We start from the raw sequence: 22,631 nt of genomic DNA, 5'->3' as shown, positions 1-22,631 counted from the left end.
CAAGAAGGGTAGCTTTATTCGGCAAATAAAAAAGCCGCCCCGAATGGAGCGACTGATAAGTTTTGTATATTCCTGCTATGAAAAAATATCATTTTAACTTGATAATTTTTTCATAAAAGTATAAGGATGCCATCAAAAGATGATCATCAAAAACTGTCGACTCCACTTTCCTACGCTAGTATTAGCTAGATCAGGTTCTAAGGGATCAAGGACAACGCCTTATCTCAGCCGGAAATGGCACCCCTAGTGGACTTCCTTATTAAGTTACATTCAATTTACCACGTGACCCATTATTTGTAAACCTCGAAGTGTAAAAATTATATTTCTTGAAACTATTTTTCAAGAATTCTCGTAGATAAAAGTATAAGAGAATCGACGCTGTGCCTAAAAGAAATAAGTATTAAGTCCATTGCTTAAAAATATTTTTTAGTCGCCAGAATTTTATTTGTTTTGGATTACTCGAAGTTGCATTTAAAAAGAATAATAAGACGATTAATTCAACAAGAAAACCAATCGATTGAGCCAAGGCACCAATTGATCCACCACCACTTGGATAGATAAAGATAAGGATAAATAGTGCAATCACCGCGGCAACAACGTTACCTGATTGCGAAAATGACATTACTTTTGTTTGCCCTCTTATCATTAAAATTCCATTGGAAAAATCGATCCACGGAAAGCAAAGGGTAAATAAAACAAAAAATCGAAGCGCAAGTATACTATGGTCTAATAGTTCTCCTGAAACACCAATAATATTTTGGAAGATCCAAATCCCAATGGGTGTATAAGCGAATATCATTAGAAAAACACTTGGAATAAAACTTACTAGTAATGTAAAACGAAAAACCGCTCGCTTATCCTGTTTATAAAAATTAATTACAATTTGGTGAATATAAGAGGTGACGCTGTTTAATAAATGTACGATCGATAACGCTACAGCATAGGATGCAATCGCAATTTCAGCCTTGGTGCTCCAGCCTAATACTGCATTAATCGTTGGTGTTAAACTGACTGCAATTAAAGAAGCAATCATCAAAGGATTGTAAAAACGGAAAATTTGCGATTGAGACACAATAGGATGATCTTTCTTCTTATCGGGTAGTTTTTTCACAATAAATCTACCTTCAAGAAAGCTAACAAGTGCTTCTACAGCCATTCCGGCTAAAAATATATAAGCACCAATGTAGCCGTGGTTTACCCAATCATTAAGAAGTACGATCCATGCTATTAACGCCATAAAGGTTAATCTAAAAACCATCCCAATGGTGAGCCACTTGGTTTTTAAATTAAAGATAATCACACCTTGATAAAGACAACGAATTCCTGAAAAAATAGTAACAAACATTAATACACGATAAGCATCAATAGTTGGCTTTAGCATGTCTCCACTTACACCGAGCAAGGTAGAAAAGATAAAAGTACCTAATGGACTGTAAGCGATAACAAGACTTATTAAGAAAATAGTGCCTAGTACATAGAGCGTTACATTTCGCATTAAGTGATAAGAATTCTTATCTCGAACTAAGGTTGAACAGGTTTGTCTTAGAATTACGGCACATCTTTCTAACAATGCAAAAATACTCATGGCAACAGAATAACTAGCAATTACAATCGCAGGGTCTGGTGCTCGAGCAAGTGTACTGTTAATAATAACGTGGGAAATGGTAACGAGACTAGCTGATAAACCAAGTGGTAAAAAGAAAAATAAAAGCGTACGAAAGGAAACTTGATCAGTGGCTAGATTATTTTTTGTTGGTTTCATATGCTGACACTTCCTATGGAATGTTTAACACTAATAATAGGATAAATTCACCTATATTACTAGTTAATCGAAAAAGCTTTTTCAAATTTAGCACTAAAGATGTTAAAAATAATGGAGGAATTAAGATATATGATAAAAAATTCTTGAGATTGATCGAACAAAGCAAACACCCTTTTATTAGATGGGATTTTTCTTATAGTGAAGATACATCAAATAGAGCGCAAGGTCGTTAAGTGAAGTAATTAGTAATACATGTAAATTTTTCGTAAATTAATTCTAGAATCTATTTTATCAATTAATGAACTATATTATCTTAGGTATAGGAAGGAAATATTGATTAGAAAGAAGATATTGACCAATTTAGTTGAAAGAAAATGATTTTATCTTTTACTCTATTATCTATTAACTGATAATTCTATCATCGAAATTGGTGATACAGAGTACATTATATTAGATTAATTGAAGGAGGGTTTAAATGAAAATTCATATTATTCAACATGTCCCGTTTGAAAAACCAGGTCTTATTTTAGAATGGATAAATGAGCGAAGACATACGTATGAAGTTGTAAAAATATTTGATCAGGAGTCATTTCCTTCAAGTGATGAAGTGGAGTATTTAGTTGTGCTTGGAGGACCTATGAGTGCAAATGATTCAGATGAATGGATTGCTACAGAACGTCAATTAATTAAAGAGGTAGTAGAGCAACAAAAGCCAATGTTTGGAATTTGTCTAGGTGCGCAACAACTCGCTAAAGTGTTTGGAGGATCCATTGTTCCTGCACCACAGGAAGTTGGGTGGGAGAATGTTCAGTCCGTATCAACAGGGAAAAATATGTCCGTTCTTCACTGGCATGGAGAAGGATTCACTCTTCCAGAAAAATCTATTCTTCTTTACTCGAGTTCACGGTGGGAAAATCAAGGGTTCAGAATACACAATGCTATTGGATTACAGTTTCATTTTGAAACTACAGAAACTACATTATCAGAAATTGTTGGAGCAGATGCCGAATTTTTAGGTCAGTCCGTATTTAAAACATCTGTAGAAGAAACATTAGATTATTCCATTCCAAGTGAAAATAAAGAAGTATTGTTTTCCATGCTAGATACTTTGGAAGAGGCATATAAGACGGAAAAATGAATAAGTTATTTTTAATTGATGGTTACTTGCTTATAAACCAGTGGGTTTCATTTTTTTAATAGTTTAATACTATTGGTGAAACACTGAAAATTAAACCTGCAATAAATAGAAACTATGACACACAATGCTTTTAGCAAAGCCTATCTAAATATATAAGAAGCTTTTTAGATTGGATTCTAAAAAGCTCCCCTTCTTATTGTATTGTAGCTTTTTTATTCGGATAATTAAGTACAATAATCCCAATTGCAACCATTGCTATTGCTGCAAAGATAGCTACATTTAAATGCTCTCCAGGTATAAAGATGGAAGATAACACTACCCCAGCTACTGGAATGATGAACTTATAAATACTGATTTCACCTGCAGGATTGAACTTCAATATAGAGTACCATAGACCAAAGGCAGCTGCTGATAAAAATGCAGAATAAATCAATAACCCCAACCCAAGTGGTGTGAAAATAATCGCATCTTCTTTAAGTTGTGGTAAGCCAACTATTAACATAAGAATAGCACCAAGTGCTAGTGACCAACCTGAGATTGCAAATGGATGAATGCCTACAGCTAACTCTTTAGCCATGATCGTTGCAATTGCACTGGTTAAGCCAGCAAGAATCATAAATCCCTCTCCGTCCCATTGGAACGTTAATTGAAATTCCTGGCCCCAATTGGCTAATGTTATACCAGTAAAACCAGCGATTAAGCCGATTATCTTCTTCCAATTTAAGCGGTCTTTTTTATAATAGTAGTGCGCAATGATAACCGTAAAAAAAGCCCCACTTGATGCTAAAATGGACCCTTGCATGCCAGTTACTTTGGCTAAACCATTATAAAAGAAGAAATATTGCAGGAATGTTTGGATAACACCCAATATAATAAGAACCATAAATTGCCTTCTTGTAACAATGATTTTTTTAGGATTACTAAATAGTAAAAATACAAGGACAATAAGGCCAGCAAGGAAAAATCGGATTCCAGCAAAAACGAGCTTGGCAACAATATCATCTGGATGCATTTGTAATTCAACATAACTTATTTTTAATACAGGAAAAGCACTTCCCCATAGTATCGAACAAAACACGGCAATTCCTATTACAGACCACTTATTTTCAAATATGCCTTTCAACGCTGTCATCTCCACATCTAATTTTCAAATAAGTTTATCGTATGCCAATCGTAATTTATAAGCAACTAATGTGTTTGAAGCAGATTGATTTCTTGCAGATTTCTTTAAAATGATAGAGCAATTAGAAAAACTCGTATTCGCTCGTCCTTTAGCGAATGGATTAGCTTTTCTTATATTGAGTAAGTTATAGTTTCACTTCGTCAATTAGTCATTTTTGCGAAAAATTTATACTTTTTTAAGGTGAAATAATAATTTTATCAATTTTGTGAACCTTTTCGCTTTATTTGCTCATTTTTTCACATAATGTTCACGCTCTTCTTTTATAAACTTTGATATAGTTAAATTATAAATAACTGAGAGGTGATTGACTTGAAGAAAAACCGTTGGCTCATCGCATTATCAGCTATTGCCATTCATTTGTCGATTGGATCTACATACGCTTATAGCGTATTTAAAAACCCACTATCGGATTTATTAGGATGGAATAGCAAGGAAGTAACACTATCATTTACGATCGCAATTTTATTTTTAGGATTATCAGCCGCAACATTTGGTAGATTTGTAGAAAAATGGGGTCCGCGTAAATCAGCTACAATTGCAGCTATATTGTTTGCGTCAGGGCTATTGATCTCAGGATTGGCAATTCAAATTGAATCATTAATGCTTTATTATCTAGGGTATGGTGTTATTGGTGGTATGGGTCTTGGAATTGGATATATTTCTCCTGTATCAACTTTAGTAAAGTGGTTCCCAGACCGTCGAGGGTTAGCTACAGGTATGGCTGTTATGGGATTTGGAGCAGGGGCGTTAATTGCTAGTCCAGTCGCTGCACACTTTATTCAAACAGTGGGTATTTCTAGCACATTTTATATTTTAGGTGTGGCGTATCTTGTCTTAATGTTAGCTGGAGCATCTTATATTGTAAGGCCGCCTGAAGGCTGGGTGCCAAAATCAATGGAAGGTGAAGCTTTAAATGATAAAAAAGCTAAGAAACGTCCAGATGATTTAGCACAATTAACTGCAAATGAAGCGGTAAAGACGAAAAGATTTTGGCTTTTGTGGATTATGATGTTTATCAATATTTCCTCTGGTATCATGTTAATTTCCGTTGCATCACCAATGGCTCAGGAAAAAGTAGGAATGACAGTCGTTGCTGCAGCTTCAATGGTTGGTATTATGGGTCTGTTTAATGGAGCAGGAAGAATTTTATGGTCTTCCTTATCAGACTATGTAGGAAGAAGTAATATTTTTATCATTTTCTTCTCTGTTCAAATGATTTTATTCTTCTTGTTACCAAGTATATCTAATGCGATAATCTTTCAGATCGTTATTTTCTTAATTCTTACCATGTATGGTGGAGGGTTCTCATCTCTTCCGGCATTTATTGGAGACTTATTTGGAACGAAACAACTAGGAGCAATTCATGGATACATTCTTACCGCATGGTCAAGTGCCGGTGTATTTGGGCCAATGATGGTAGCTGCCATCTATGATTCAACTGCAAGCTATAATGTAACGTTCTATATGTTTGCAGCCTTACTTGTTGTAGCATTTGTAACTGCGTTAGTAATGAAAGCAAATATCAAAGCAATTCGTTCTGGAACTGAAAAGAACGCAACAATAAACAGTGCAAATACAGTGAAAATAGGTTAATCTGTACATTAAAAGGCGCCATGCTGAAATTAATAATTCAGCGTGGCGTCTTTATTTCACAATAGAAGAGTATGAATTTTATGGATTATATCATAAATAAAACTAAGGTTTTCGCTAGAAAGACTTGGTGATAAACCGAGTAATTCTAAAATTAGCGTGGTTTGCAAGTCTAGTGTTTAGACAATCTAGACTCCTTTCTTCTTCGTTATAAAAATTACCGGTATCTTAATAATTAGCTTAGAGTGGGTGTTCAAGGTGCGCTTCGTTTTTGTTGATGCACATTTTCTAATATTTTAAAGTTATCTTGGTAGATTACTAGACGGTTTCTTCCAGAGTGTTTTGCATCGTATAAAGCTTCATCCGCTTCCTTATATAACTTTTCGAATGTAGTACCATTTCCTTTTGCTATCGATAAACCAACACTGATTTTTAAGAGAAAGCGCTGATTATTATCGGTAAGAATTGGTGTGTGTTTAAGCGTTTCCTGAAACTTTTTTACCTGATCTAAGATCACATCTAATTCACTATTCGTATAGATTGCAAACTCTTCGCCACCGAACCTTCCGATAATGGAATTTTGTTCAAAGTAGCTTTTTAGGAGAGTTCCAAATATTTGTAAGGCTTTATCTCCAGCCTGATGCCCATAATTATCATTGATTTGCTTGAAAAAATCTAAGTCCATGATTAATAAAACCTGTTGCTGTGGCTGATGTTTAACCCATTTATAATAATTTTCCATGAAAAAGTAACGGTTATAGGTTTTTGTTAACTGATCAATCGTTGCTCTTTCAATGAGTTTTTGTTCTGCCTTTTTTGCTTTTGATACGTCAGATAAAATAATTAAAGTTGCTTCATCTGTAAATTTTTCTGCTCTTAGGGGAAGCACTTGACCATCAATCCATAAATCTTTATCTGGATACTCAATCGAAAATTTACTTTCCTGATGATTTGAAACTAGCTTTAAAATATCGGTCTGATCTTTAAAGATATCCTTTAGATATATATTGTTAAAAGAAGAAGTTGTATATCCTGGATACATTTTCGTTAATATGACAGTTGCGGCATGATTAATTTCATTTAATCGTTTATAGCGATCAAATATTAATACGCCGTCATTCATCGTTTCAAATATACGTTCCTTAGCAATTGGCCATGCAGAAACTAGATCATACCTTTTACAAATAAAATACAGGAGTAGTCCTGTGAAAGATAGACTGAGTGCAACTTTAGCTGGAAGCTGAAATGGAGAAAAAGGGATTAAAAGATAAGAAATTACGGGAATGATAAACGCGATTAAGAATAACCAATGTTGTGTACGCTTTTCCTTGTATACATTGTTTAAATTGATGATCAATAAGAAAATAGCGGTTAAATAGATAATTTGTGTGTAAGCAGAAAATAATATGGAAGTTAAGGTCGGTGTAGAAGTCATTTCCGTTAGATTAAAATAGGAATCAAAAGTAATAGATGCGCGCATGAAATGATGGAAGACATCAGTATATACAAGTACGATAAAAACTAAATTAGGTATCATCATCCAAGTCATTCGTTTGATTGTAACATTCGAAGGTTTTTCTAAAAATTCACGTGCGAGCCCGTAGAAAAATATAGGAGTAAGATAGATTGGAATTTGCTGAAAATTACGTAGCCAAAGCATCGTCGTTTCACTTGCTGCTAATAATTCCATAGCAGAAGCAATGATCATTAGTCCAGATAAAGTGAGAATGATCGCTAAATACTGCCTACCATACGTGCGTGGTTGCTTTATGATCGAATAACTGAGAAGAAAGAGCAGCATGCCAACGGTTATCAGGTAAAAAGGGTATGGAGCAGAGCCGTTCATTGTTTACACCTCTTTAAAAGTATACTTTAATTGTATTCAAAATTATTAAAAAATAATACTATAACGAACAAATTATAACTTTAAACGAACGATAAGTCAATGTCACAGGAAAGGAAATTGCTATGTAATCATAAGACTATTTATTCGATATCATTTTGTGTATTTAGTATAATTATATCGAGATACATAACGATGGATACAGTATTGGAAGCGGTTACCAAAATGATCTTGAGGGAGGTTTTTTAATGGAATATCGAGCTATAGGAAAAACAGGTGTAAAAGTCTCTAATCTTTGTATGGGGACAATGTCATTTGGAGGAATTGCTGATGAGGAAACTTCAAAAAAGATGTTTGATCGTGCTCGTGAGACTGGTATAAACTTTTTCGATTGTGCAAATGTTTATAATGGTGGAAGGGCAGAAGAGATTCTTGGGGAGTGTATGAAGGATTGTCGTGATGATTTGGTTATCACTTCTAAGGTCTATGGAAATATGGGAAATGGAATAAATGATCGTGGACTCTCTAGACGACATATCATGATGGCGGTGGAGGACAGTTTAAAAAGATTAAAAACGGATCGAATTGATTTTTATTTTGTTCATGCATTTGATCCAGAAACGCCAATAGAAGAAACGTTGGGGGCTCTCGATGATTTAAAAAGACAGGGGAAAATACTGTATCCAGCTGTTAGTAACTGGGCGGCGTGGCAGATTGCCAAGGCATTAGGAATATCGATGAAGGAGAGTTTGGCTAGATTTGAGTGCATTCAACCAATGTATAATTTAGTGAAAAGACAAGCAGAGGTCGAAATTTTACCATTAGCAGCCTCTGAAAAACTAGGGGTTATTTCGTATAGTCCACTTGGTGGAGGGTTACTTACTGGTAAATACAAAAAAGAAAATAATTTAAAAGAAGGACGTTTAATCGAACAAGAGGGCTATCAAAAACGTTATAAAGAAAAGAGGTATTTTGAAACTGCAGAGAAATTTGAAGGCTATGCTAAAGAACGTGATACTCACCCTGCATCTTTAGCAGTAGCTTGGGCTATGGCTAATCCAAGCGTAACAGCACCGATAATTGGGGCGAGAAATCTTGATCAACTAGAGCCTTCTTTAAAAGCTGCTGAAATTTCATTATCAGATGAAGAAAGAAAAGCTATATCAAGCTTATCAGAAGCACCTCCTCCCGCAACCGATCGATCAGAGGAAACAGTTTAAATATACTTAGGAGAGTGATAAAAATGTTAAAAAGAAAAATTGGTCGCTTAAATTATGATGGCTCTGTCGTCATGTTTGGTGCAGCAAGCTTGGGGAATGTTGGACAGGACACTGCAAATAAGTCGATTAGGTATGCATTAGATCATGGTATCAATCATTTTGACACAGCTGCTGACTATGGTGATGCTGAAGTGAGATTAGGTCCGATTATTAGTGAAGTAAGGAATGATATTTTCCTTGCAACGAAAACGGGACAACGAACAAAAGAAAAAGCGAAAGAAGAAATATATCGTTCACTAGAAAGAATGAAGGTGGATTCTGTTGATCTCTTGCAGCTCCATGCTGTAGGTACGATAGAAGAATTAGATAAATGCACACGAAAAAATGGATCGTTAGAAGCAGCGATAGAAGCGAAAGAAGAAGGACTGATTGGTGGTATCGGCATTACAGGACATGGTCACCAAGCACCAGTAACACATTTAGAGGCACTTAAGCGCTATCCTTTTGATACTGTATTACTTCCATTAAACTATTACATGTATTCTCTTCCAGAGTATAAAGAAGCATTTGATGCCTTAATGGAAGAAGCAACAAGACAAGAAACAGCTGTACGAGTTATAAAAGCAATTGCTAAAGCACCATGGGAGGAAGGGGCGGATAGACCATATAATACTTGGTATGAACCTTTTGATCGTCAAGAAATCATTGATGCATGTGTTCATTTTGTGCTATCTTTCCCTGGATTAGCAGGCTTTGCTAGTGCGGGTGACGTTGACCTTTTTCCAAAAATAGTGGATTCAGTGGAACGCTATGGTTCGATGACAGATGAAGAAGCGGAGAAGATCCTCAGTTCGGTAAGTGGTTATACGACAATCTTTGGCGCGCCAACATCGATTGATTAATTAGTAAAAGGGCGAGTAGTTATAGCTTTTAGGAAATTGAATATTTAAAATTGTTATTGTAAACGTTAAAGCAATCAAAATGGTTATAACACTATTTTGGTTGCTTTTTTAAGTGAACATTAAAAAAGGCTAAATTATGAATGAACAAACATAAACAAAAATAAATAGTTTTGTTTACGTTGACTTATTGTTGTGATAAGAATAAAATAAAAGTATACAAATATGTGAAATATTGAGCAATAAAGAAGTGATGGTTTATTTCGCATAAAAATTAGGAGGGAAAATGATGGCAAACGTATTGTATGTTCCAAGCACAAACTTAATGGGAAGAGGTTGTTTGCGAGAAGTTGGTCCTTATATTGAGGAATTAGGATTTAACAAGGCTCTTGTAGTTACAGATAAATATTTAAATGAAAGTGGAATTGTTAAGAAAGTTACAGATCAATTAGACCAAATTGGCATGAATTATGTTATATATGATGAGGTGAAGCCAAATCCAACAACAAAAAATGTGCATGACGGTGTTTTAGTATTTAACAACACAGATTGTGACTTTATTGTTTCTATCGGCGGTGGCTCTCCACAGGATGCTGCGAAAGGAATTGGCTTAGTTGTAACAAATGGCGGGGATGTACGAGATTTTGAAGGTGTGGGCAAAACAAAGAAAAAAGCGATACCAACCGTTGCAGTCAATACAACAGCAGGAACTTCTGCTGAATATACCATTAACTATGTTATTACGGACGAAGAGCGTGAAGTGAAAATGGTGATGGTGGATAAAAATAGTTTGGTAACCATTACCATTAATGATCCTGAATTAATGGTTGGAAAACCAGCTGATTTAACTGCTGCAACAGGAATGGATGCTTTAACACATGCAATTGAAGCGATTGTTACACCTGGTGCTTTTGGAATTACAGATGCCACCGCTCTAGCAGCCGTTGAAAAAGTCTTCAGCTATTTACCACGTGCCGTTAAAAATGGCGAGGATATTGAAGCTCGCGAACAAATGGTATATGTAATGTTCCTTGCTGGTGTAGCATTTAATAATGCGGGACTTGGGTATGTTCATGCAATGGCACACCAATTAGGTGGAGTATATGATCTTCCGCACGGAGTATGTAATGCGATGTTATTACCTATTGTGGAAAGAGAGAATGCCAAACGCAATCCTGAAAAATTCCGAGCGATAGCAAAAGCTGCTGGCTTAGAAGTAGAAGGGAAAACAGATGAGCAATGTGCGGAAGAAGCCATTCAAGCGATTATACAGCTAGCTCAAGAAGTGGGCATTCCTGCAAAACTATCTGAGCTTGGCGTAAATGAAGTTGACCTTGATAAATTGGCAAACAATGCAATGAAGGATGCATGTGCACCAGGAAACCCATTTCAACCAACAAAAGAAGAAGTTATAGATATGTTTAAAGAGATCTTATAATGAGATTGATTGATTAAAATATTACGTTGGTGAAGAATAAAAGACAATAATAAACATAAGATTTTTGGCACACTTCATTGTAGTTAAGCTACTCTGTAGTGTGTTTCTTTTATGTGCGTTAAGTATAAATTTTTTACTTAGAAGTCTAATCAAAGAAGTGAAAATTAACGTATTAAGCATAGGAAGTATCAATATATTTGCTAAAGAAAAAGGGGGAAAATTAGTTTTTCTAATCTATAATGTTTACTTTATGCATAAAATGGGAGGTAGATAAGGAAAGGGCATATGAGGATAGTTTGTACAGGTACCTCAAAGGGAAAAGGCTTTGAAAGGGTACATATTTTTCAGTAAGATATGGAAATATGCTACAATTAATAAAAAGAAAAGTACTTTTTTAGCGAATTTCTTCATTCTACTAATAGTAGAATTTATTGATAGTATAGAGCAACGAAAGAAGGAAAGGATGAGGTTTATTTGAATATTCTTATATCCAAACTACTAGAAGTAATTGTCGCAGTCCTTCCAATTACAATAATTGTCGTTCTACTTAATTTCACATTAACCTCGCTTGATCCAATGTTAATTATCCGCTTTATTATTGGGGCAGTACTAATTATTATCGGATTATCTATTTTTCTCCTTGGTGTAGATATTGGAATTACCCCAATAGGAAATCACATGGGAAAAGCTATTGCGAAGTCAAATAAGATTTGGATAGTAATGCTTTCTGGTTTGTTTCTTGGGTTTGTTATTTCAATTGCCGAGCCGGATTTACATATTTTAGCTGGACAAGTTGAAATGGTTACAGGCGGATCTATTCCTAAATTCACCATCGTTGTGGTTGTATCGGTTGGAATAGCTGCATTACTCTCTGTCGGGCTCGTAAGAATCGTTCATAATTTTCCGCTCTATAAATTATTAACTATTCTATACGGGATTATTTTAGTCATCGCTATCTTTACTTCACCCGAATTTTTAGCGATTTCCTTTGATGCTTCTGGTGCGACGACTGGGGCTTTAACTGTTCCATTTATTTTAGCCTTATCACTAGGTATTTCTATGCTTAAAAAAGATAGTAAAGCATCGGAAAAGGATAGTTTTGGGCTAGTTGCAATTGCCTCAACGGGTGCTATTATTACTGTAATGTTAATGAGTATCTTTACTAATCAAGAGGAAATAAAGGGGACCATGCAACAGGAGCACGGAGTATCTGGTACTGTTTTGGGACCTTTCTTCCATGAACTTCCTCTATTATCGCAGGAAGTACTTATTGCTCTTTTACCGATCATTGTAATTTTCCTCGTATTTCAGAAATTATCCTTTAAGTTATCTAAGCGAAGCTTTCGCAAGATAATAACCGGTATAATCTTTACTTTTATTGGTTTGGTTTTATTTTTAGTAGGAGTAAATGCAGGTTTTATGAAGCTAGGAACCGAACTTGGTTATTCGATTGCCCAAATGGATAATAAATCATATGTGATTATAATTGGCTTTATATTAGGGATTGTCACAATACTTGCAGAACCTGCTGTTTATGTATTAACCCACCAAATTGAAGATGTGACAAGTGGGTATGTTAAAAGAAAAATCGTGCTATTTACACTTGCTATTGGCGTAGGAATTGCAATGGCGTTGTCGATGATTCGGATTCTTATTCCAGAGGTCCAGCTATGGCATTATCTACTCCCAGGCTACCTTATAGCAATTATTTTGATGTATGTTACTCCAAAACTATTTGTAGGGATCGCATTTGACTCAGGTGGTGTTGCGTCTGGTCCAATGACAGCTACCTTTATACTTGCTTTCACACATGGAGCTGCAGAAGCCATTGAAGGTGCGGATGTGATTGTTGACGGATTTGGTATGATAGCTATGGTGGCTTTAACACCACTTATCACCCTTCAAATTCTCGGTTTAATTTTTAAACTTAAGTCGAAAAAAGGAGGTTTCAATTAATGGAACCAACCAAGCAAAATTTTAATATTGATTTAGTTTATGTCATCGTAAAGGACGGTATTGGAAGTAAGGTGGTCCAAGTAGCAAAAAAGAATGGTGTTTCTGGGGCTACAGTTTTAATGGGAAAGGGTTCTGTAAATAATAGACTGTTAAGACTTTTTTCTATTTCTGACACGAGAAAGGAAATTGTGTTAATGCTGTCTCATCAAGATAACACAAATTATTTATTAGAGCGTTTAAATAAATCCTTTGATTTTAGAAAACCAAATCACGGGATAGCATTTACAACACCTATCAGTGGTGTATATGGAAAAAGCGATTCGAAACTGGATAATACGCATGCTAAAGAAGGTGGGGATAAAACCATGTATCAAAATATTGTTATCATCGTGGATAAAGGGAAGGCAGAAGATGTTATTGACGCAGCAGTTATGGCAGGTTCAAAAGGTGGTACCATTATAAATGCGCGTGGTTCTGGAATTCATGAAACAAGTAAACTGTTTTCCATGAATATTGAGCCGGAAAAAGAAATGGTGATGATCCTTTCAGAGGAGTCACGCACAGACGCAATTATAGCATCGATTCGAAAAGAGATGAAAATCGACGAGCCTGGAAATGGGGTTATCTTTGTCCAGGAAGTCGGACAAACATATGGAATATATGAGTAGAGTAAATATAAAAAGGCTTTTCGCGAGTATGTATTGCCGCTGAAAAGCCTTTTTAATTTTATTAGAAATTAGATAGATATGTGGTGAACATCTGAAAGTATAGAACGTATAGAATTAATCACTTTTTGAATTTTTACATGCTAATTGATATGCAAAAAGCTACGAATGAAAGCAGGAATTTCACTATGCTCTACAGGGCGACTAAAGTAATAGCCTTGTAGCACATCACAACCATTCTCTACTAAAAAATCACGTTGTTCTTTTGTTTCCACACCTTCAGCAACTAATTTGATATTTAAATTATGACCAAGCGCAATGATAGATGTGATGATATTTTGATCCTCTTCATTTTGTGAGATGTCACGAATAAAGGACTGATCTATTTTGAGATGATCAATTGGAAAGTTTCGTAAATAGTTTAAAGAGCTATAACCGGTTCCAAAATCATCCATTGCAATTTTCACACCAAGTTTCTTTAAATCATTTAACACTTTAGTAGCAGTATCAGCTTGCATAGCCATAGACTCTGTGATTTCAAGCTCTAAATATACTGGATTTAATCCTGTTTCCAATAGTATTTCTTCAACTTTAGCGGCTAAGTTACTCTGATAAAACTGACGAATAGAAAGGTTTACAGACATGGTAATAGGCTCGAAACCTTGATTTTGCCAAGCTTTATTTTGTAAACAAGCTGTACGAATGACCCATTCTCCGATAGGAATAATTAATCCTGTTTCCTCTGCCATTGGAATAAATTCACCTGGTGATACCATGCCGAGTTTTTCATTTTTCCATCTTATTAAAGCTTCAACCCCAACAACATTATTGCCTGAGGCATTTACTTGGGGTTGATAGACAAGTAATAATTCATCTTGCTCGAGAGCCTTTCTTAGCATGCTTTCCATTTCAAAGTTTTCATTTACTTTATTGCGCATGTTCCCTTGGTAGAATTGGAAATTATTTTTCCCAAGTAGCTTGGCATGATACATTGCATTATCGGCCTTACGAATAAGGTTTTTCTTATCTACTCCATTATGCGGATACATACTGATCCCCACACTTGGTGTAACGACTACATCCACTCCATTTAAGTCATAACTAATAGAAAAATCAACTAGAATCTTTTTAGCAAGCACTTCTGCCTCTTTTTCATTTGCATTATTAAGTAAAATAATGAATTCATCGCCACCATATCGGTAGACCTCTGCATTGTTATCTAAGAGTGCTTCAAGGCGTTGTGCTATTTTCTTCAGCAATAAGTCCCCTGTCTCATGTCCAAGAGAATCATTGATTGCTTTAAAGCGATCAAGATCTAAAAAAAATAGGGCGAGTTCAGAATCGAATTTTTTTGCATCCTTCATCGCTTTTTTAAAATCCTTCTGAAATAGATGCTGATTTGGAAGCCCGGTTAAATAATCATGAAATGCCATATAATTTAAACGTGCTTCGATTTGTCTTTTTTCTGTAATATCTTTACCAATGCAGTGTATGCCAGTCATATTATTATCTACCATGATCGGAATTAAAGTGATATGTAAATATACTTTTTCTCCCATCTTATTGTACATGCATGTTTCATATTGATGTGGCTTACCTTTTAAAGCTTCTGCAAATTCTTTTTGTGTCTTTTCAAGTTCTTCTGGAATAATATGGGGCAAGAATGTTTCACCTATTAATTCATCTTTATTGAAGCCGGTCAATTCCTCTGTTGCTTGATTTAAATAAATGAAAGTTCCATCCATAGCAAAGGTAATAACAGGATCAATATTGTTTTCGAACAAGGATCGATACTGTTGCTCACTTTCTAATAATTTTCTGCGCGTGGCATTTTGCAGCGTGATATCTCTGCCCACACCAATTGCACCGATAATTTTATCATCGATAATAATTGGAACAGCTGTGATGTCGAGTTCAATATGTTCGTCATCTTTACTGATAACAACTACTTCAAAATGAACAATTTTTCCTCTTAAAATATTTTCAAAATATTTTTGTGTCATTTCAACGTATGGCTCAGCAATAATACTAAGGTATTCTATATGAGCTATGTCCTTCTTTGGGTATTTTAGAACTTTTTCTGCAGCAGGATTTACATCAGAAAAATATCCATCAGGATTAATCGTGAAGATGATATCGGGATTGAATGCAAATAGTGAGTGTAATTTTTTCGTACTTTCGTGTAATTTATTCTCTGTTTCTTTGCGAGCGCGAATATCGCGAACAATGGATACAATATATTGTTGATTATTATTTAGCGTAATAAGCTGCGTGTTTACTTCTACAGGAAAGGGATCATCATATTTATGCTTCTGCAAAAGTTCCATTGTTATAGTTTTCCCGGTCATCACATGTTTATTTAATAAGTCGTCGATGTTGTTTCTATCTGATGCAAGCATATCGTTAGGTTTTAGCTGTAATAATTCTTCTCTAGAATACCCCGACTGCAAGCATGCCGCTTCATTTACTTCGACGAACTGACCAATTTCACCACTAGGTTTTAAAGCGATAACATATAATGCATCTGTTATATGCTGAAGAATTTGATAATATTCTTGACTAGTAAAAATTCCGTTCATACAAGTCTTCCACTCCTTGATGAAGATTGACTGATTTACATATAAGCATACTATGGATACGTTAACATTACTAGAAGGAAATGAATACTGCACAGGCAAAATTCCAATGGTAAAGATGTCTTAACTAGAAGAAAACCACTATCTTTTCCCCATGATTCCATAGAAAAAGATGTTCATAATATCCTCAGTTAAAGGTAGTATAGATTCATATACTGCCTCTTTTTGCATCGAGTCCTTTAAGATTTGAATAAAATACATAATAGCATGCTCAGATAATGCTGGATCAATATAGCCAGCGTTCTTTCCTTCATCTATTAATTTTTTAAAATAGGGAAGACCTTTTTCTTGATATATTCTATCTAAGTAATTACTATCGTTTAAATCCTTCATTAAGTAAGAATAGAGCTCCTCATGAATTTCTTGAGACACTTCCGTTTTATTAAAAATAATTTGGTTAATTTTATCAGGGAAATCTAGGTCACTTTCGAGTAGAGCTTCATAGTCTTGATAGGTTTTGTCAATATAAAAATGAATGACTTTATGGATGAGATTGTCTTTACTTTCATAATAATTATAAATTGTTACTTGTGATACGTTAGCTTCATTTGCAATCATTGCAATAGAAACCTTTTGTAAGCCATGCTTTAAAAATAGTGTTAAGGCCGCTTGTAAGATGGTTTGTTTTTTCATTTCTGTGCGTTTTTTGAATCCATCCATTTGATTCACCTCTCTTTATGATAGTTTAATGAATTTTATGAAATAAAACAATAAAAATAGTTCAAAAAATAGTTGCTAAGAATTAACAATGGGTATATTATGAAATATATAAAGGTTAATATTTCAAAAATAATATTTTTTCCTTTCTAGGAGGGTTTAAGATGACGATCGTGACGACAAAGGCTTTATCTAAAAAATTCGGGAAAGTAACAGCACTAGATGGAGTTGACTTAAATGTAGAAGAAGGGGAAGTTTATGGATTTATTGGCCCAAATGGTGCAGGTAAATCTACCACGATTCGCATATTACTTGGTATTTTACAAGCAACATCCGGCAGTGCACAAATTTTTGGAAAAGATGTGTGGCAGGATGCGGTTGAGATTCATAAACGCATTGCTTATGTACCAGGTGACGTCAATTTATGGGAAAACCTTACAGGAGGAGAGGTTATTGATCTTTTCTCAAAACTAAGAGGAAAAACAAATCAAAAGAAAAAAGAGCGATTGATCGAACAGTTTCAGTTAGATCCAAGCAAAAAGTGTGGAACATATTCAAAGGGCAATCGACAAAAGATTGCACTCGTTGCTGCATTTGCATCTGAAGCTGATTTATATATATTGGATGAACCGACATCTGGACTCGATCCTCTGATGGAGCGAGTATTTCAAGAATGTGTGCACGAAGCGAAGCGCAATGGTAAAAGTGTATTATTATCAAGTCATATATTATCGGAAGTAGAAAGACTATGTGACAGGATTGGCATTATTCGTCAAGGGAAAATTATTGAAAGTGGCTCGTTAAGTGAAATGCGCCATTTAACACGTTCACATTTCTTTGTGGAAACGAAATCCTCTATACCAGAACTAGGTTCGCAAAAAGGTGTGCATGATGTAAGAGAAGAGGAGGGAAAACTTGGCTTTCAAGTGGATACAGAGAATTTAGATCAAGTAATGCAATATGTCAGCAAATTTGGTATTACGAAGCTTGAAAGTAAATCACCTACCTTAGAAGATTTATTTATGCGTCATTATGAAAAAGATAGCCCAAATCGAGGTGCTTCCTCATGAATAGGCAATTATTTGCGCAATTAGGAACAATAATAAAGTTTCAAATTAGACAAAATCGTTGGCGTTTCATGATATGGGGTATCTCTTTAATCTTTGTCACAGTACTGATTGCTTCTGCTTTTACAGGGTTGTATCAAACAGACCTAGAAAGACAAGCAATAGCAGAGACAATGGAAAATCCAGCGATGACAGCGATGGTGGGGCCGGGTTATGGGATTGATAATTACAACAATGGCGCAATGATGGCACATCAAATGCTGTTATTTACTGCAATTGTGTTTGGTATTATGAGTATTTTGTTAACCTCGAGACATACTAGGGCTGAAGAAGAAGACGGTCAAATAGAATTGGTCCGAGCTTTACCTGTAGGCCGATTAACAAATTTAACAGCTACTATTATTGTACTTACGGGATTTAATTTCCTGATTGGTCTAGTTAGTGGGTTTTCTCTTTTCGCTTTGCAGCTAGAAGATATTGGTCTAGAAGGATCCTTGTTATACGGTTTCTCTTTATCAGCAATTGGCATTTTCTTTGTCTTATTTACAGCAGTTTTTGCACAACTATCCGAATCCAGTAGAGGAACCGTCGGATTTTCGATCGGCTTTCTATTACTCTTTTATTTAATGCGCGCAATTGGAGATGTAAGTAGTGAAGCTTTAGCATTAGCCTCGCCGCTTGGATTAGTATTACGAACTGAAGTATATGTCAATAATATATGGTGGCCACTGTTTGTGCTTCTGATTCAATTTATTCTATTATTCTTTTTTGCTTTTTATTTAAATAAAATTCGTGACGTTGGAGCAGGCTTTTTACCTTCAAAAGCTGGAAAAAGAAATGCGACAAAATCCTTGTTAAGTCCAATCGGTTTAAATATACGCTTACAACGAACAGGGATAATTGCTTGGGCGTTTGCAATGTTTGTTTTAGGTATTTCTTATGGATCTGTTTTTGGAGATCTAGAATCCTTTTTTGCAAATAATGATATGTTAGAGCAAATGTTATCGAGTAATACAGCATATAGTTTAACAGAACAATTTCTTACCATGCTGATGGTCATTTTAGCGATTTTATCTACCATACCTACGCTTATCCTTTTAATGCGAATGAAAAAAGAAGAGAAAAAGGGACGAACAGAGCATCTCATTTCACGGTCCGTATCAAAATACAGACTATTATTCAGCTATACTGTCCTTGCCTTTGTATCGAGTATTGTTATGCTTGGTCTTGCAATCCTCGGAATATGGCTAGCATCTGCTTCTGTAATGGAAGAACCGGTTGCTGCAGGAACCTTTTTTGAAGCTGGTTTTATTTATTTACCAGCCATATGGGCTATGATTGGAATTGGAATAACACTGCTTGGTATTTTTCCGAGAGCAACCAGTTTAATTTGGTTGTATGTGATCTATTCCTTTTTCACCGTCTATCTTGGTGGGTTGTTAGATTTACCGCAATGGCTTTTAAATCTTTCTGTTTATGGACACATTCCTCAGCTTCCTGTGGAAAACGTGGAGTGGTTCCCATTAATTGTATTAGTGCTTATTACTTTTGCCTTAAGTATCGTTGGTTTTACCGGTTTTAGGAAAAGAGATACATTAGTATAGATTAATAAACGCATTCCTTATATTTTGGGAATGCGTTTATTTGCATATCAATCAAATATCTTAGAAAAATTTATTGAAGGGTGTAAAAGATTTCAATATAGAAACGATGAATAATTTAGTTAGCATTGGCAGATCATTAGTTGATTTCCGTCAGGATCCTTAAAGTTAAACCAATGGCCATGCTCAATAGCGGTGATTAATTCTACCTTTTTATCCTGCATATATTGATATGCTGCCTCTATATCCTCTGTGTCTATATGAAAAGCTGGAACCTTAAATGTATGGTTTTCTTTAAATATCTTACTGTCTAACACAAGGTTTGCGCCAACTAGCGGTATGACGTACAGGTGGCCGGCAATTATCTCCCCTGAATTATCTACTCCTAAAATATCACAATACCAATCTCTCGCTTTTTCAATATTACTTACCGGAATGAATATTCCACTAATTTTGTTTTGAATAGGATTCATGTGTTAACCTCCCAAAATTAAATAATAGAATAATAATTCGGCGAAAGATTACATAATCCTTTTAAATTATATATTAAATTTTTCTGAGCTCTAATTTATCCGTTTCTTCACCGTGTAAATCAAGCTGTGTGTGATCCCGAAAGATGAAAGTCCAAGGCATACTTGTATATTTTGGAATAAAACATTTCTCTTCAGTAACATGAGTCTCAGCTATTAACTGATTATTTTTATATAAACCTATCTGCTCATGGATGAGTGATAAATTTTCTTCTAATTCATTATGAATTAAAGTGATAACGAGTAAGTGTCCACGGTGATTTCGTGTAGTCCAGAGAATATCAAACATGTGAGTAGAAGTATTTCTGTCACTAAATCGTTTTTCTATTTTTTTGCGAATTTCATAAGATACATTTTTCTCCCATGTTGGTTCAAAAAATAAACGGTGCATATGCATTTCTCCTTGTATTCAATAGTAGGTAACGATCCTTGTTTTTGAAAATTTTAGTTATTAAACCCTTTACATTGTCTAGTGTAATTGAATTTCCTTTAAATTCCTAATTTAATTTTGCAATAAAGCTTGAATAATGTCGAAATTTGCTGATATTTATATTAAGCATCTTAAAAAATGGTAATTCGGGAGGTTTCACATGGCTAAATGGGTGAGAAATAGAAAATTAGGGACAAAGCTATTCATTATTTTAGGGCTTGCAGTTATTGCTATTGTTGTGAGTAATACATTTTTAATGCTTAGTTTACAATCAACCGCAAATAATTTAGAAGAGGAGCTCTATGATAATTTATACAAGGCTAATGCTGCTTTATTAAATGCTGATCGGGATTTTTATCAAGCTGATCAAGCAATTAACATGTATGTTTTTTCACAAGGGACCGATAATGCTGATCAAGCAACCTTTGAAGAAAACATCCTTCAAGTCGAAGAACGTATGCAACTTGCACAAGATATTATGTATGCGGATGATTATTTGAATAATGAAACAAATAGAGGTTATTTTGAGGAATTTGATTCTAATTACACGGAGTGGAAAGCAGATGCTGAGAGCCTCTTTAATAGAGATATCACTTCTGTTCCAATTGAGGAGCTTATAGCTATCCGAGGAGAATTTGAAGATACCAGAAATGATATTGATTTAATTCAAATTGCCTTAGAAGAAAATGCTACTAACATGATTGATGAAATTCACCAAGAAAACGCGCAATTAATACTTTTCTCTGTTATAGCAATGAGTGTTATTATAATAATTTTATTTTTATTAAGCTTTTTCTTAATTCGTCAAATTACAAAACCAGTTAAAGAATTAGTTACTTTAAACGAACAAGTTGCAAGTGGGGACTTAAGTACTGTATCAACTACGACTGAGCGAAAAGACGAAATCGGACAGCTAGCAGAAAGCACAAATCAAATGATTGAATATTTAAGAAGTATGGTAAGACAGATAAGAGAGATTTCGGGTCAAGTGAACAATCAGAGTAACGACCTGACAAAAGCATCAGAAGAGGTCAGCTTAGGATCGCAGCAAATTGCGAAAACAATGGAAGAAATGTCTTATGGCGCAGAAGAACAAGCAAGCTCTTCAAGTGATATTTCGGTTGCGATGGAAGAATTGAATCGTAAAATCATCCAGTCAAATGAAGAGGGAGAAACCTTAAAACAAGCATCAAGCGAAGTCTTAACGATGTCTGAAAAAGGTCGTACTCAAATGGATGGTTCTGTATCACAAAGGCAAGCAATTACGAAGATGGTAACAGAATCAGTAGAAAAGGTAAGAGGTTTAGAAAAACAGTCAAATAAAATTTCAACGTTAGTTGACGTGATTCAGGATATTGCGGAACAAACAAATTTACTTGCACTTAATGCAGCGATAGAAGCAGCACGTGCAGGTGAATCAGGTAAAGGATTTGCCGTAGTTGCGGATGAAGTAAGAAAGCTTGCTGAACAAGTAAGCCATTCTGTAACAGAGATCACTGGCATTATTCAAGGGGTGCAACAAGAAACTACAGCTGTAGCTACATCCTTAGAGGCTGGATATGAACAGGTCGAAGAGGGTAATAAACAGATGGCGGTTAGTCGCGAAAGCTTTAATGATATCAATCATTCAATGGGTGATATGATCACGCGCATTCGTCTTATTTCTACCAACCTTCAAGAAATTACGGTAAGTAGTGATAAGGTAAGTAGCTCTAGTACCGATATCGCTTCAACATCAGAAGAGGTTGCTGCAGGTATAGAAGAAAGTTCTGCAACAGCAGAGCAACAAAGCTCATCCATGCAGGAAATTGCTGCTAATGCAGAATCCTTAGCAAATTTATCCGTAGATTTAAATGGTTTAATAAAACGTTTTAACCTATAAGAATGAAAAAGCCACACTTCTAACATGAACTGCCCCCTCTCAAGTAGACAGTGGAAATAATAAAAATGATTTAAGCGGCTTTAGCTCTATATTCCATAGGGCTAAGGCCGTTTAATCGTTTTTGATATCTATCG

General features: G+C 35.1%; 17 protein-coding genes and 1 riboswitch. Of the genes, 10 read left to right on the top strand and 7 right to left on the bottom strand.

What is annotated here, in order from left to right; genetic code table 11:
- Nucleotides 1–150: 150 nt before the first annotated feature.
- Nucleotides 151–255: riboswitch (TPP riboswitch) on the bottom strand.
- Nucleotides 256–400: 145 nt separating this feature from the next.
- Nucleotides 401–1,762, bottom strand: coding sequence for a multi antimicrobial extrusion protein MatE (locus DFR57_RS17415; RefSeq protein ID WP_114354498.1), 1,362 nt, complete (start codon nucleotides 1,760–1,762; stop codon nucleotides 401–403).
- 475 nt (nucleotides 1,763–2,237) lie between these two features.
- Between DFR57_RS17415 and DFR57_RS17410 the strand changes: the two genes are divergently transcribed.
- Nucleotides 2,238–2,900: a type 1 glutamine amidotransferase gene (locus tag DFR57_RS17410; RefSeq protein ID WP_114354497.1), complete on the top strand. Its 663-nt coding sequence runs from the start codon at nucleotides 2,238–2,240 to the stop codon at nucleotides 2,898–2,900.
- A 193-nt stretch (nucleotides 2,901–3,093) separates the two neighbouring features.
- Here DFR57_RS17410 and DFR57_RS17405 read toward each other — a convergent pair whose 3' ends face one another.
- Nucleotides 3,094–4,023, bottom strand: coding sequence for a DMT family transporter (locus tag DFR57_RS17405; RefSeq protein WP_114354496.1), 930 nt, complete (start codon nucleotides 4,021–4,023; stop codon nucleotides 3,094–3,096).
- Nucleotides 4,024–4,386: 363 nt separating this feature from the next.
- Here DFR57_RS17405 and DFR57_RS17400 point away from each other — a divergent pair, with 363 nt between their 5' ends.
- Nucleotides 4,387–5,676 (top strand): L-lactate MFS transporter, encoded by a 1,290-nt coding sequence (locus tag DFR57_RS17400; RefSeq protein ID WP_114354514.1) that lies wholly within the window; start codon nucleotides 4,387–4,389, stop codon nucleotides 5,674–5,676.
- 250 nt (nucleotides 5,677–5,926) lie between these two features.
- Here the strand turns inward: DFR57_RS17400 and DFR57_RS17395 are convergent, their stop codons facing one another.
- Nucleotides 5,927–7,519, bottom strand: coding sequence for a histidine kinase N-terminal 7TM domain-containing diguanylate cyclase (locus DFR57_RS17395; protein ID WP_114354495.1), 1,593 nt, complete (start codon nucleotides 7,517–7,519; stop codon nucleotides 5,927–5,929).
- 245 nt (nucleotides 7,520–7,764) lie between these two features.
- Here DFR57_RS17395 and DFR57_RS17390 point away from each other — a divergent pair, with 245 nt between their 5' ends.
- The 5 genes from DFR57_RS17390 to DFR57_RS17370 all read left to right on the top strand — a co-directional run bounded on the left by DFR57_RS17390 (nucleotide 7,765) and on the right by DFR57_RS17370 (nucleotide 13,697).
- A complete protein-coding gene (locus tag DFR57_RS17390) occupies nucleotides 7,765–8,736 on the top strand; it encodes an aldo/keto reductase (RefSeq protein WP_114354494.1) in 972 nt (323 codons plus the stop codon).
- A 23-nt stretch (nucleotides 8,737–8,759) separates the two neighbouring features.
- Nucleotides 8,760–9,638 carry an aldo/keto reductase gene (locus tag DFR57_RS17385; protein WP_114354493.1) on the top strand — a complete coding sequence of 293 codons (879 nt, stop codon included), beginning with the start codon at nucleotides 8,760–8,762 and terminating at the stop codon, nucleotides 9,636–9,638.
- 283 nt (nucleotides 9,639–9,921) lie between these two features.
- Nucleotides 9,922–11,073 carry an iron-containing alcohol dehydrogenase gene (locus DFR57_RS17380; protein ID WP_114354492.1) on the top strand — a complete coding sequence of 384 codons (1,152 nt, stop codon included), beginning with the start codon at nucleotides 9,922–9,924 and terminating at the stop codon, nucleotides 11,071–11,073.
- A gap of 474 nt (nucleotides 11,074–11,547) precedes the next feature.
- Nucleotides 11,548–13,029, top strand: a complete 1,482-nt coding sequence (locus DFR57_RS17375) for a DUF1538 domain-containing protein (protein WP_114354491.1) — start codon at nucleotides 11,548–11,550, stop codon at nucleotides 13,027–13,029.
- Nucleotides 13,029–13,697 carry a P-II family nitrogen regulator gene (locus tag DFR57_RS17370; RefSeq protein WP_114354490.1) on the top strand — a complete coding sequence of 223 codons (669 nt, stop codon included), beginning with the start codon at nucleotides 13,029–13,031 and terminating at the stop codon, nucleotides 13,695–13,697. Before DFR57_RS17375 ends, DFR57_RS17370 begins: the two co-directional genes overlap by 1 nt.
- A 140-nt stretch (nucleotides 13,698–13,837) precedes the next feature.
- Here DFR57_RS17370 and DFR57_RS17365 read toward each other — a convergent pair whose 3' ends face one another.
- Nucleotides 13,838–16,273 carry a sensor domain-containing protein gene (locus DFR57_RS17365; RefSeq protein WP_114354489.1) on the bottom strand — a complete coding sequence of 812 codons (2,436 nt, stop codon included), beginning with the start codon at nucleotides 16,271–16,273 and terminating at the stop codon, nucleotides 13,838–13,840.
- 138 nt (nucleotides 16,274–16,411) lie between these two features.
- Complete coding sequence (locus DFR57_RS17360) at nucleotides 16,412–16,990, bottom strand: TetR/AcrR family transcriptional regulator (protein ID WP_114354488.1); 579 nt, start codon at nucleotides 16,988–16,990, stop codon at nucleotides 16,412–16,414.
- A 161-nt stretch (nucleotides 16,991–17,151) separates the two neighbouring features.
- Here DFR57_RS17360 and DFR57_RS17355 point away from each other — a divergent pair, with 161 nt between their 5' ends.
- Complete coding sequence (locus tag DFR57_RS17355; protein ID WP_114354487.1) at nucleotides 17,152–18,057, top strand: ABC transporter ATP-binding protein; 906 nt, start codon at nucleotides 17,152–17,154, stop codon at nucleotides 18,055–18,057.
- Nucleotides 18,054–19,658 carry an ABC transporter permease gene (locus tag DFR57_RS17350; protein WP_114354486.1) on the top strand — a complete coding sequence of 535 codons (1,605 nt, stop codon included), beginning with the start codon at nucleotides 18,054–18,056 and terminating at the stop codon, nucleotides 19,656–19,658. Before DFR57_RS17355 ends, DFR57_RS17350 begins: the two co-directional genes overlap by 4 nt.
- 119 nt (nucleotides 19,659–19,777) lie before the next feature.
- Here the strand turns inward: DFR57_RS17350 and DFR57_RS17345 are convergent, their stop codons facing one another.
- Together DFR57_RS17345 and DFR57_RS17340 are read right to left on the bottom strand one after the other, a co-directional pair.
- A complete protein-coding gene (locus DFR57_RS17345) occupies nucleotides 19,778–20,128 on the bottom strand; it encodes a VOC family protein (RefSeq protein WP_114354485.1) in 351 nt (116 codons plus the stop codon).
- Between the two features lie 73 nt (nucleotides 20,129–20,201).
- The gene (locus DFR57_RS17340; protein WP_170133029.1) at nucleotides 20,202–20,576 is read right to left on the bottom strand and encodes an SLAP domain-containing protein; all 375 of its coding nucleotides are present in this window, start codon (nucleotides 20,574–20,576) and stop codon (nucleotides 20,202–20,204) included.
- 199 nt (nucleotides 20,577–20,775) lie between these two features.
- Here DFR57_RS17340 and DFR57_RS17335 point away from each other — a divergent pair, with 199 nt between their 5' ends.
- Nucleotides 20,776–22,497 (top strand): methyl-accepting chemotaxis protein, encoded by a 1,722-nt coding sequence (locus DFR57_RS17335; protein WP_114354483.1) that lies wholly within the window; start codon nucleotides 20,776–20,778, stop codon nucleotides 22,495–22,497.
- The last annotated feature ends 134 nt before the right edge of the window (nucleotides 22,498–22,631 follow it).

The organism is Saliterribacillus persicus, from assembly GCF_003337485.1.
Lineage (GTDB): Bacteria > Bacillota > Bacilli > Bacillales > Amphibacillaceae > Saliterribacillus > Saliterribacillus persicus.
This window is presented reverse-complemented; position numbering and strand designations above follow the sequence as displayed.